General features: G+C 42.8%; 15 protein-coding genes. 3 read left to right on the plus strand and 12 right to left on the minus strand.

Annotated elements, in window-relative coordinates; translation table 11 throughout:
* Positions 1-29: 29 nt before the first annotated feature.
* Positions 30-284, plus strand: coding sequence for a carbon storage regulator CsrA (csrA, locus tag FTT73_RS02600; RefSeq protein WP_005097444.1), 255 nt, complete (start codon positions 30-32; stop codon positions 282-284).
* A 101-nt stretch (positions 285-385) separates the two neighbouring features.
* Here csrA and rnhB read toward each other — a convergent pair whose 3' ends face one another.
* Together rnhB and FTT73_RS02610 are read right to left on the minus strand one after the other, a co-directional pair.
* Positions 386-979, minus strand: a complete 594-nt coding sequence (gene rnhB, locus FTT73_RS02605) for a ribonuclease HII (protein WP_005170243.1) — start codon at positions 977-979, stop codon at positions 386-388.
* 57 nt (positions 980-1,036) lie between these two features.
* Entirely contained in the window at positions 1,037-1,408 is a 372-nt protein-coding gene (locus FTT73_RS02610; RefSeq protein WP_005097446.1) for a hypothetical protein, read from the minus strand.
* Positions 1,409-1,628: 220 nt separating this feature from the next.
* Between FTT73_RS02610 and FTT73_RS02615 the strand changes: the two genes are divergently transcribed.
* Entirely contained in the window at positions 1,629-2,180 is a 552-nt protein-coding gene (locus tag FTT73_RS02615) for a cytochrome b (protein WP_180075044.1), read from the plus strand.
* A gap of 57 nt (positions 2,181-2,237) precedes the next feature.
* On the opposite strand, the gene FTT73_RS02620 is transcribed toward FTT73_RS02615, so the two are convergent.
* From FTT73_RS02620 to yaaA, 5 genes are all read right to left on the minus strand, one after another.
* Positions 2,238-2,582 (minus strand): hypothetical protein, encoded by a 345-nt coding sequence (locus tag FTT73_RS02620; RefSeq protein WP_005097448.1) that lies wholly within the window; start codon positions 2,580-2,582, stop codon positions 2,238-2,240.
* Positions 2,583-2,634: 52 nt separating this feature from the next.
* Positions 2,635-3,636 (minus strand): adenosine deaminase, encoded by a 1,002-nt coding sequence (locus tag FTT73_RS02625; RefSeq protein WP_180190968.1) that lies wholly within the window; start codon positions 3,634-3,636, stop codon positions 2,635-2,637.
* Between the two features lie 76 nt (positions 3,637-3,712).
* Positions 3,713-5,035 (minus strand): NCS2 family permease, encoded by a 1,323-nt coding sequence (locus tag FTT73_RS02630; RefSeq protein WP_005097450.1) that lies wholly within the window; start codon positions 5,033-5,035, stop codon positions 3,713-3,715.
* A 437-nt stretch (positions 5,036-5,472) separates the two neighbouring features.
* Positions 5,473-5,634 (minus strand): hypothetical protein, encoded by a 162-nt coding sequence (locus tag FTT73_RS02635; protein ID WP_005097451.1) that lies wholly within the window; start codon positions 5,632-5,634, stop codon positions 5,473-5,475.
* A 610-nt stretch (positions 5,635-6,244) separates the two neighbouring features.
* The gene (gene yaaA, locus FTT73_RS02640) at positions 6,245-7,027 is read right to left on the minus strand and encodes a peroxide stress protein YaaA (protein ID WP_005097452.1); all 783 of its coding nucleotides are present in this window, start codon (positions 7,025-7,027) and stop codon (positions 6,245-6,247) included.
* A gap of 123 nt (positions 7,028-7,150) precedes the next feature.
* Here yaaA and FTT73_RS02645 point away from each other — a divergent pair, with 123 nt between their 5' ends.
* Positions 7,151-7,783, plus strand: coding sequence for an alpha/beta hydrolase (locus FTT73_RS02645; protein WP_005097454.1), 633 nt, complete (start codon positions 7,151-7,153; stop codon positions 7,781-7,783).
* Positions 7,784-7,822: 39 nt separating this feature from the next.
* On the opposite strand, the gene FTT73_RS16280 is transcribed toward FTT73_RS02645, so the two are convergent.
* The 5 genes from FTT73_RS16280 to hisC all read right to left on the minus strand — a co-directional run bounded on the left by FTT73_RS16280 (position 7,823) and on the right by hisC (position 12,155).
* Positions 7,823-8,083, minus strand: coding sequence for a GNAT family N-acetyltransferase (locus FTT73_RS16280; protein ID WP_257232848.1), 261 nt, complete (start codon positions 8,081-8,083; stop codon positions 7,823-7,825).
* A gap of 8 nt (positions 8,084-8,091) precedes the next feature.
* Positions 8,092-8,232: a hypothetical protein gene (locus tag FTT73_RS16285; RefSeq protein ID WP_257232849.1), complete on the minus strand. Its 141-nt coding sequence runs from the start codon at positions 8,230-8,232 to the stop codon at positions 8,092-8,094.
* Between the two features lie 119 nt (positions 8,233-8,351).
* Positions 8,352-8,714: a hypothetical protein gene (locus FTT73_RS02655; RefSeq protein ID WP_180190969.1), complete on the minus strand. Its 363-nt coding sequence runs from the start codon at positions 8,712-8,714 to the stop codon at positions 8,352-8,354.
* Positions 8,715-8,813: 99 nt separating this feature from the next.
* Positions 8,814-11,060: a bifunctional prephenate dehydrogenase/3-phosphoshikimate 1-carboxyvinyltransferase gene (locus FTT73_RS02660; RefSeq protein ID WP_180076317.1), complete on the minus strand. Its 2,247-nt coding sequence runs from the start codon at positions 11,058-11,060 to the stop codon at positions 8,814-8,816.
* A 3-nt stretch (positions 11,061-11,063) separates the two neighbouring features.
* The gene (hisC, locus tag FTT73_RS02665) at positions 11,064-12,155 is read right to left on the minus strand and encodes a histidinol-phosphate transaminase (protein WP_005170231.1); all 1,092 of its coding nucleotides are present in this window, start codon (positions 12,153-12,155) and stop codon (positions 11,064-11,066) included.
* Positions 12,156-12,169 lie beyond the last annotated feature (14 nt).

The following is a 12,169-nucleotide window of genomic DNA, read 5'->3' on the forward strand; positions in this document are numbered from 1 at the left end:
CAGGTTTTGCATTTTGCAAGGAGAGAAACATGCTGATTTTGACTCGACGTGTCGGGGAAACTTTAATGATTGGAGACCAAGTCAGCGTGACTGTGCTTGGTGTAAAAGGTAATCAGGTTCGTATTGGGGTCAATGCTCCGAAAGAAGTCTCTGTGCACCGTGAAGAGATTTACCAGCGTATCCAGCATGAACGTGCAATGCATGAACATCTTCAGCATATCGATCAGGATTTCCAACCTTCGTATGAAGATGAAAACCAAACACAAAATAACTTTAACCGTTAATTTTTGTGTAAATCATAAAGCGGCTTTGAAGCCGCTTTTAATTGATCTATACTTTAATGAATACACATTTCAATATTCAGAACCTTTAAATTAAATAAGAATTAAAGTTCTGCGCCCTGCTGTTCCAGCAATGCTGCAACTACCTTTTTTACCGGCCCAAAACTACGACGGTGCTCATCAATCACCCCATGCAAGGCAATCGCTTCAAAATGTGCTTTGGTTGGATAGCCCTTGTGCTTGGCAAAACCAAATTGTGGATGCTTTAGATCCATCTCAATCATTTGATGATCACGGGTAACTTTGGCCAGAATACTGGCAGCAGAAATTTCTGCATGCAAAGCATCGCCCCCAATGATCGCGTCACAGCTCATCGTTAGCCCCTGAGGGACTTTATTGCCATCGACCAGCACATGCTCAGGTTGAATCGCTAAAGCTTCTACAGCACGGCGCATTGCCAGTAAGGATGCCTGCAGAATATTATGCTCATCAATTTCTGCTGCTGACGCCTCAGCAATTGCCCAAGCCAGCGCTTTTTCCTGAATTTCGATAAAAAGTTTTTCACGTTTCTTTTCAGTCAGTTTTTTAGAGTCATTTAAACCTTCAATCGGGTTATTTGGATCTAAAATTACCGCGGCCGCCACCACTGAACCGACCAGCGGTCCACGCCCTGCTTCATCTACACCAGCAATTTTCATGTCATTTCCCATAAAAAATAGGCTGAACCTGTCAGCCTATTTCAATTTAATCCTGGCTTAGTTTACAGCTTCAGCCACACAAGCGTTAATGGTTTTTGCAACCACATTGCCCACGATTGTGGTACGTGCCACCGGATCAATCGCAGCAGTCGCCAAATCAACCGCTGTCACATTTTGCGGTGCTTTTTCGCTGACACAGCCACAAATTTCAGACTGGATATTTTGCTTTTGTGTTGTGGTCATTAGACGTGTTGCCGTTTGCCACGCTGGAATATTATTCAGTTCAGTAGTGCATTTTGCATTGATCGCGATTTTAAGCGCAGTGCCGCCCAGTTGTTGAGTGGTACTTGGCGCCTCAGAAGTGCCTGTCGCTGTACACGCTGATAAAACCAGAGTCAGTGGCGCAAGTACAGCCAATAATTTTTTCACAGATATATTCCTTATTTTCATTCATAGATGAAGACTGTCGCTATTGTGCCGAAATTCACCTGAATAAGAAATCTAAAAATCACTAAGCATGTTTAATCTACAGCCAACCAATTTAATAGATGTTGCATGAAAGCCACCATAGCGTTGCAGATTTGGAATTGCTGAATTGATTCATCCTTTGCTAAGGTTCGGCCTTATTGAAAAGCAACGGAATATCTAGATGAATAAATCACTGTATTACACACGAACAGCGCAATGGCTGCATTGGATCATGGCGGTTATTTTTATTGCGGCCTGGCTCATCGGTTTTTATAGTGGTAATTTTTTAAGTTATGACGTTGATGGCAGCTTTAAGGGTGATGTGATTTCACTGCATAAAAATATTGCAACCACCATTATTTTCCTGCTCGTTGTTCGAATTTTCTGGCGCTATACCCATCCGGCGCCGTCACTGCCTGAGAGTATGTCACCGCGGATGAAAACGTTGGCACATGCTGGTCATCTGGCGCTGTATTTCATGCTGATTGCCCTACCCCTTACAGGTTGTTTGTATAGTTGGAGTTTGGGTTATCCAGCACCGGTGCTGTATTTATTTAACCTGCCACCCCTCATTGCCGAAAACTCGGCTGTGACCGCTATTGTTAAGCCCTTGCATATCTGGCTTTCCTGGGCAGTCGGCATTCTACTGGTTGGCCATATTGCCGCAGCCTTTAAACATCATTTTATCGATAAAGATCATGTATTAAAAAGTATGACCCAACAGGATAAATAGTTAGACCATTAATATGGGCTAAATAATGTTCCCAGTCTGTGCTTGCAGGCTGTTTCATTAAATAAATTCCTTGAGACAACTTCTGAGACTGTTTGCAATCGCTTTTTGCGTCAGTTCTTTTTTGGCTGCTTCATCAACTGTGGCTTTTAACAAAGTTTTGGCAGGCACATCTTTTAACGCATGCTCACCTACACATGAACACACATTTTTCTCAAGTTCAACTTTACTGGTGTCCTGCATTAAGTAGGTCGAAACTTTCCAAACTTTGGAATTTTGCAGCTCTTTACTGCATTGATATTCAATCAAAGGTTTTAAAGTACGTTGTGTCAATGTCATATCCGCACTAGAACAGGCAGAAATCAACAATATGCTGAGGATCAGAAGTAAACTTTTCAATTTCATATTGGCCTATAAAAATGATAAAGGCAGAGCGAACTCTGCCTTTTGTAAAAACTTAAACCAAGGCACGGATCTGGTTGATCCATTTCTCTTTTTCAGCCTCTGGAATAAACGACGCTTCAAAGGAGTGCGTTGCCAACTGCTTTAATTCCTCGTTACTCAAGTCTAGCGCTTCAGCAATGGCAATAAAGTTGTCATTCATATAGCCACCAAAATAGGATGGATCATCTGAGTTGACTGTAACATGGACACCCTGCTGCAAGAGACGACGGATATTATGCTGCTGCATATCCTCGACCACACAAAGCTTCAGATTTGACAGCGGGCACACCGTTAAGGGCATTTTTTCGCGAATCAACCGTTGCATTAACTCAGAATCTTCTTCTGAACGCACCCCATGATCAATACGATTAACTTTCAGTAAATCCAGAGCTTCCCAGACATATTCTGCCGGGCCTTCTTCGCCCGCATGTGCTACGACCAAAAACCCTACTTCACGCGCTTTGGCAAAGACACGTTCAAATTTAGAAGGTGGATGCCCGACTTCACTTGAATCCAGACCAATCGCAATAATCTGGTCTTTATAGGGCAATGCCTGCTCCAGCGTTTCAAAGGCCGCCTCTTCACTTAAATGACGCAGGAAACACATGATCAAATGTGAGCTGATTCCAAGCTTGGCCTTGGCATCATCGCAGGCTTTTTGCAGGCCATTGATGACGGTCGCAAAAGCAATTCCACGGTCGGTATGCGTTTGCGGATCGAAGAACATTTCTGTATGCACCACATTGTCTTCGGCACATTTTTCAAAATAGGCCCAAGCCAGGTCATAAAAGTCCTGTTCATGGATCAGTACATTGGCCCCGGCATAATAAATATCCAGGAAGGACTGAAGATTATGGAAATTATAAGCCTGCTTAACTTCCTCGACAGATTTATACGGGATGGCAATCTGATTACGCTGAGCGATTGCAAACATTAGCTCAGGCTCAAAAGTGCCTTCAATATGAACATGAAGCTCGGCTTTTGGCAAAGCGCGAATCAACTCAAGACGGTTCATCACTTCTCCTCGTGAAACCTTTAAATAATAAAAAAGGGCGCAAACTCAGTTTACACCCTTTCTGAATGTAGAAAAATTAGCCACCAAACAGTGCGAATTTAAGCGTCCATAGAACAGCAATAATCCAGACCATATACGGTACAGTCGCAGCCTTACCAGTCAACAACTTGATCAGTGCATAGCTGATAAAGCCCATCGCAATACCATCCGCAATCGAATAGGTAAATGGCATAAATACGATGGTTAAAAATGCCGGTACTGCCTCAGTAATATCTTCCCAGTCAATATGGACGATACCCTGAATCATCAACACACCAACAAATAACAATGCTGGCGCAGTGGCAAAACTCGGAACTGATTGTGCAAGCGGTGCCAGGAATAAACAGGCAATAAATAGTAATCCAACCACCACGGCGGTTAGACCGGTACGACCACCTGCTGCCACACCCGCAGAAGATTCAATATAAGGCGTAGTTGAAGAAGTACCCAGTGCCGCACCAGCAACAATCGCTGATGAGTCAGCAAATAAGGCTTTCTTCAAACGTGGTAATTTCCCGTCTTTTAACAGACCTGCACGATGCGAAACACCGACCAACGTCCCGGTAGAGTCAAACAGATCGACCAGGAAGAAAACAAAAATCACCCCAATTAAACTGGCAGTAAAGAGGCCTTCAAAATCCATTTGCATGAATGTTGGAGCCAGCGATGGAATATGACCCACTACACCTTGGAATTCGTTATAACCTAGTGCCGTTGCAATGGCAGTCACCACCAGAATACTGATGATAATTGCACCACGGACTTTAAACTGGTGCATTACCACAACCAACAAAAAGCCAAAAAGTGCTAATAATACAGAAGGTTGTTTCAGATCACCCAAGCCCACCAGTGTGGCTGGATTATCCACAATAATTCCGGCATTTTTCAGTGCCACCAATGCCAGGAACAAGCCAATACCACCACCAATCGCGAGCTTGAGCGACATTGGAATTGCATTGACAATGGCTTCACGTATTTTAAACAGGCTAATGGCAATAAAGACCAGACCTGAAACAAAAACTGCACCCAAGGCGGTTTGCCAAGGCACCCCCATTCCCAGACATACAGAATAGGTAAAGAAGGCATTTAAGCCCATGCCTGGCGCCAGCGCAATTGGATAATTCGCAATCAGGCCCATGACTAAACAGCCAATCGCAGCTGCAAGACAGGTTGCTACAAAGACAGCCCCATGATCCATCCCTGTTTCGGACAAGATCATTGGATTGACAATAATGATGTAACACATGGTTAAGAATGTAGTTACACCAGCCAGAACTTCTGTACGGAAACTGGTTTTGTTTTCACTCAGTTTAAACAGACGTTCAAGCATATTTTCTGAAGATGGATTAGGAGTCGTCATGACCTAGCCCCTATTGAGTAAACTTTATGCTTCAAGCACGCCGTCAAATAAATGAAATTTCACAAAAAATTCATTTATTTTGAGGATGTGTTAGCAACGAATATGCCAGTATAGCCATTTGACGGGTTCAAATGTTTGAACAGCTTACAGCCCCAGGGCTATGCTATAAAAACCCCAAAAAATCTAAACAAAAAAGCTGCATAACTTTTATGCAGCTCTATTTAATGATATAAATCAAATGCTTAGAAAGATGAAGTTTGCTTCATCTTTATAGGTGGCAAATTATAACACATTGATTTCTGATTGCTTCTTTGATTTTATACTTTATTTAAAATCAATCTATTTAATTCGAATATTTTTAATATTTTATTATATTTATTATTGAGTTAATTTTATTAATTACGCTAAATTGAAAAAAAAGAAAATTGATGCATGTGTTAATGTCGATGCCGATTAGAGTCTAACAATTTGCTGGAGTCACGCGCTTCATTCAAGACATGACGGATTTTTTCGTATTTTCTGATTTCTGCCTGTTTATGCACGCAGAATCCTAATACACTGACCATTAACACAAAAACAGGAATAGCATGTATTTTCATTTTTATTATTCTGCTTTGTAACACTGTGCAATTATGCTAACAAAAAACCTAATAAACTTGTGACTTACTTTACATTTAACCCGATAGAATGCACTTCTTAAACCGTTTAGCGATATTTTTCTATCGTTTTATTTATTATTACTTAATTAATTTTTCATTCTTTCTCAAAAAATCTCTTGCGCTAAATACTCCCCAAAGTTAATAAATTAAATATTTGAATATTAAATACTTATTTATTTAAATAAAAATTTCTATTGGAAAGAAAAATATAAAAATTAATGAAAATTCCCTGATTTAAAATATATTAACTTGAGCTATTTTATTCAGCTTTTCCCAGAAATATCAGTTTCAATTTTCTGTAAAAAACAATTCAATAGATGAGATTTTACGCATTATTTCAATGAGTTCAGCGATAATTCTAATTTTTTATCTAACTTAAAATTTGGGAAAGACGCTAAAAACCATATTTGTACCGAAGTGCAGCCAATCAACTCCCCTGGCACTCAATATTTAAAAAACGATTAAAGCTGGATAAATAAAATTTCAATACTCATAGCTCCCAATACCGCCTAGAAACCAATTATTCTATGCGGTAGCGGAATAACGTTATTTATGCACTGATTTGTTCATCACGTTTAAATACCAATTCACCTTTAAGTGAACTATCGGCATCAAAATAATAGCCATCGGTATTGAATGCTTTGAGTTCTTCGGCACGTTCAATTCTATTTTCAACAATAAAACGTGCCATCAAACCACGTGCTTTTTTAGCATAGAAACTAATCACTTTATATTTGCCATTTTTCTGATCCAGAAATACTGGCTTAATAATCTCTGCCTGAATTTTGCGCTCGTTCACCGATTTATAATATTCATCAGAAGCAATATTCACCAAGATCTCAGACTGGGCTGCTGCTAAATCTTGATTGATCAGATCAGTGATGTGATGTGCCCAGAAGTCGTATAAGTTATGCCCGCGAGAATTGGCCAATTTGGTTCCCATTTCCAGACGATAGGGCATCATCAGATCCAAGGGACGCAAAAGCCCATATAAACCAGACAACATACGCAAATGCTGTTGTGCAAAGTGCAGATCTTCCTGCTTTAAGCTATAAGCATCCAGACCGGTATAGACATCTCCTTTAAAGGCAAAAATAGCCTGACGTGCATTGGCTAAATTAAAATCTGGTTGCCAGTCCTGGAAACGTGCTGTATTTAAATTGGCAATTTTTTCACTGACACTCATCAAACTGGAAATTTCTGTTGCAGAAAGTGTGCGACAAGCTTTGATCAAATCCTGCGAATGTTCTAATAATCTGGCTTGAGTAAATTGGTCAGTGGGTAATGGGGTATCGTAATCGAGCGTTTTGGCTGGAGAAATTAAAGCGAGCATGGCAACCTGGTCAAAAAATGATTAATCAAACTATATCAGTCTGCTTATTTTAATTCCAATTCATGTTTTTATTCACCATAATCGTTAAAATGCGCGATTCTCCTGTTAATCATCGGTATTTATATGTCCGAGCAAATTTTCCTTCAAGGACCTGCGGGTCAGATTGAAGTTTTTGTGGATTATCCTCAGGGTGAAGTGAAAGGATTCGCGGTAGTTTGTCACCCCCATCCCTTGCAAGGTGGTACGCCCCAACACAAGGTTCCCGTTCTATTGGCACAAATGTATATGGAACGTGGCTGTGTTGTGTATCGTCCGAGTTTTCGCGGTTCTGGTCAAAGTGAAGGTATACACGACGAGGGCTTCGGTGAGACGGATGATGTATTAGAAATCATTCGGTTTGCTCGCAGTCAGCATATTGGGCTGTCTTTTTATGCGGGCGGCTTTAGTTTTGGTGCGCATGTCATGGCAAAGAGCTATGCAGCCTTACCTGTAGAACTGCAACCCAAACAAACTATTTTATGTGGACTGCCAACTGCAACAGTTGCCGGTATTCGCCATTATGTTACGCCAGCAATTAAAGGTGATATTCTGTTCATTCATGGTGAGGGTGATGAAGTAACCCTGCTGTCGGATATGATTGAATGGGCAAAACCACAGCGTCATTTAGTGACCGTATTGCCTGGTGCCAATCATTTCTTTACTGGCTATTTAAAGCAATTGCGGATTGCAATGACCCGCTACTTAGCGCTTGGCTAAATAATAAAACCCGTCAGATGATGGGTTTTTTTATGCTTCTCACAGCAGTTTTTCAGCTAAGTGATAAATCATTGCCCGACATTTAGCTTGTTGTACTATATCAACATCAACAATCTTTCCACCCAAACGTTCAATGACTTTTCGACTCGCCCAATTTTCTTCGGCTACAGGATAAATCAATCGCTGACGATTTAAGTCATCAAGGGCATAACCAACCAGAGCATCAACCGCTTCACAACCATATTTATGACCATGCGGGCTTTCCTTGATCCAAATTCCAAGCTGTGGCACTTCATCCATTAAACGATCTAAACCACAAAGCCCCATAAATTCCAGACTTTCCGCATGGCTGTCAAAAACACATATTCTTCATGAGCTGCCATATTCTCTAGCCATTTTTGCCATCCTGTTGCAAATGCTTGTTCAGATTCTAGCAGCCCCCATGTCATAAAGGGCATCAGACTTGGGATAATCGCGGCATAAGCTTCTCATGCATCTGATGCACGAAAATAGCTGAGTATCAGACACTCACTTTGGCGTTGAGATCAAATTATAGTGGAGTTATGAATTAGTTCTTCCATTCAAACTCGCTAAAGCTTTCCTGCTCTTTTAGAGAGGTTTCCACTGCCTGTGCAAGCTGATTAAGCAAACTTCTTTCGGTGATACGATCCAGCCAGTCCTGTTCTTCTTCAGGATATGAGGCAATTTCACAGACCAGATGCCCTTGTTCATCTCTGGTTTCACAACTCACAGATAAGGGCAATGCATGTTCATCCACGCTCACCGCAACCTGAGCACCACTTTGACTTAAGGTCTGAAAGCCATGTTTACCTAATGTTTCGGCAAGAAAATGCGCTACATATTCCTGGGTTTCCTGACCATCCCGGGGTTGCTGGCTTTGTGTATTGGCCATGAATTTTAATTTTCGCATCGCTACATCCTAATGGCTTTTTTCTTGTATGGGTTTAGCATAAGCAATATAAACAAAACAGCCAAGCAAAAGCTTGGCTGTTTCACATAATTTTAAAAATTATTCTGAAACTTGAATAGGCAAACCTGCAATTGAGGTCAGTTCTGTAAAGGTCGGGAAACTGGTGGCTACCGTTTCCGTACCGACAATCTTGATCTGCTCCGAATTACGTAAACCGGCAATCGAAAAACTCATTGCAATGCGATGATCATGATGCGATTCAATTTCACCACCGGTAAAGATTGGCGACCAGTCACCTGATTTGCCCTTCCCTTCGATAATAATGCCATCTTCAGTTGGGGTACAGTCAATGCCCATGGTTTGCAGGCCATCTGCCATCACCTGAATACGGTCCGATTCTTTTACGCGAAGCTCGGCAGCACCGGTCAAAATCGTCTGACCTTCGGCACAGGCAGCAGCAATAAACAGCGCCGGGAATTCATCAATCGCCAATGGCACCTGATCTTCAGGCATATGAATGCCTTTAAGCGTACGCGTACCACGAATACGGATATCTGCAATCGGTTCACCGCCAGCAATGCGTTCATTTTCAACGGTAATGTCCGCACCCATCTGTTTCAGGATTTCGATCACGCCAGTACGGGTCGGGTTGATACCAACAGCCTCTAAGGTCACATCCGAATTTTCAGTAATCGCAGCGCCGACCATAAAGAAGGCCGCAGAAGAAATATCAGATGGCACCTGGATATTGGTTCCGACCAGCTTTCCACCACCTTGTAATGAAATACGATTGCCTTCGGTTTTCACCTCATAACCAAATGCACGCAACATACGCTCAGTATGGTCACGGGTTGGTTCAGGTTCAGTCACTGCGGTTTCGCCATTTGCCCATAGGCCCGCCAGCAAAATACCTGATTTTACCTGCGCTGATGCCATTGGCAAATCGTACTGAATGCCTTGTAGTTGCTGGTTGCCTGTAATCGAGACAGGCGGAGTTCCACGTTCACCCGTGGTCTGAATCAGTGCACCCATTTCACGTAAAGGCTTGGCAATACGTTCCATTGGGCGTTTAGATAGGGATGCATCACCGGTCATCACTGAATCAAATTTCTGCGCTGCCAGCATACCGGACAGCAAACGCATTGAAGTACCTGAGTTGCCCATATAAATGGCAGACTGTGGCGCTTTAAGACCATGCATACCGACGCCATGAATGGTGACTTCACCATTTTTAGGGCCTTCGATGCTGACGCCCATATCACGAAAAGCCTGCAAAGTTGCCAGTGCATCTTCACCTTCAAGGAAACCAGTCACATGTGTTGTACCTTCAGCGATGGCACCAAACATGATCGAGCGATGTGACACAGATTTGTCACCTGGCACGGTAAATTTACCTTGAAATGTCTTGGCACCCGGCTGAATGGTAAATTGTTGTGTCACTTTATTTTTCTCCATGAAAGGTTTCTTGGCGAGCATATGGTTGAAATGCTGGCGAGCTGCCTGCGCATGACCCAATAAGCCCATCAATGCTTGGGAATCTTCATCTTCGATCAATTTGCGAATAATCGCGAGCTGCTGTTCAAAGCCATCTACGGCATTCAGAACTGCTTTTTTGTTGGCAAAAAAGATGTCATGCCACATTTGTGGATCACTGGCGGCAATCCGCGAGAAATCGCGGAAGCCACCGGCAGCATAACGAAATATGTCTAAGTTGTCTTCACGTTTGGCCAGCTGTTCAACCAAGTTGAATGCCATGAGATGCGGAAGATGACTGGTATGTGCCAGCACTTCATCGTGCTTGTCCACATCCATGCAAATCACTTCGGCTTTGGCCGCTTGCCACAGTTGAATCAGCTTCTCCACGGCCCAATCGCTACTGCTTGGCAGTGGCGTCAAAATTACCTTGTGATTGGCAAATAGATCGACTTTTCCTGCATGTACACCGGTATGCTCTGCACCTGCAATCGGATGACCCGGCACAAAACCTGCTGGAAGCTGGTCACCAAAGACCGCTTTAGCCGCATCGACCACATTACCTTTGGTACTTCCCACATCAGTAATAATGATATTTTCCGTCAAATACGGCTGAATCAGCTCAAGTACTTTTTGTGTGGCACGTACCGGCAAAGCCAGAACAATCAGATCTGCACCTTTGACTGCATCTACAGGATCGGCATAGCCTGCAGAAATCAGACCAAGTGCCTTGGCATCTTCCAAAGTCTTGGACGAACGTGTCGATGCCACAATGTCATTGGCCAAGTGCTCGGCTTGAATGACACGCGCCAGACTTGAACCAATCAGTCCAAGCCCAATAAATGCAACTTTTTCAAACAATGGCTGCGACATGAATTAAGCTTTTGCCTCTAAACCCAATACTGTAGCAAGCGCGCTTAAGAATTTCGCGTTTTCTGCTTCAGTACCAATCGATACACGAATGTGGCTGGAAATACCGACCGGACGTACAATGACCCCTTGTTTCAGCAAACCGTTAAAGGTTGCTGCGGGGTCTGCCTGTACATCAACCAGAATAAAGTTAGCACGAGAAGGCACATAGTTCAGACCCAAAGCCTTAAAACCTGCTTCAAGTTGCGCCATACCGGCTTTATTTACTTCGCGAGAACGCGCGATAAAGTCTTCATCTTTCAGTGCAGCCACCGCAGCGACCATGGCCAAATGATTGACGTTAAATGGCTGACGAATACGGTTTAAATAATCGGTCACTTCAACCGATGCCAAGGCAAAACCGACACGCAGTGCAGCCAGACCATAGCACTTCGATAAAGTACGGCTGACAATCAGATTTGGATATTGTTGCAGGAATTTCAGGCTATTGAAATTTTCCGGGAAATATTCCACATACGCTTCGTCTAGCACCACAATTACATTTGCAGGGACTTTTTGCATGAAAGCTTCAAATTCGGCTTCTTCGAACCAGGTTCCGGTCGGATTGTTCGGATTGGCAATGAAGACGAGTTTGGTATTGTCCTGAATTGCTGCTGCCATCGCTTCAAGGTCATGTGAAAAACCTTTGGCAGGTACTTCAATCGCTTGTGCATTAATGGCTTGAGTGACCAGTGCATAAACCGCAAATGCGTGCTGGCTATATACCACAGAATCGCTTGAAGAAACGAAGGCACGGGCAAACATTTCTAGCAAGTCGTTTGAACCATTGCCCAGCGTAATCTGATCATGATTAAAACCAAACTGAGTTTTAATCTGATCTTTCAGGATAAAGCCACCTCCATCTGGATAACGGCCAATTTCAGCAATTTCCGCAGCGACTGCTTCTTTGACTTTATCTGAACAACCCAGCGGGTTTTCATTGGATGCCAGCTTGACGATATCGGTAAGACCCAACTCACGCTCAAGCTCACTGATCGGTTTACCTGGCTGATATGGCTTTAATTTTGAGATGCCTGAATTGGCTGGAACAAACGACATTTTAGACTTCCAAT

It is taken from the genome of Acinetobacter sp. YH01006, assembly GCF_013420445.1.
GTDB lineage: Bacteria > Pseudomonadota > Gammaproteobacteria > Pseudomonadales > Moraxellaceae > Acinetobacter > Acinetobacter pseudolwoffii.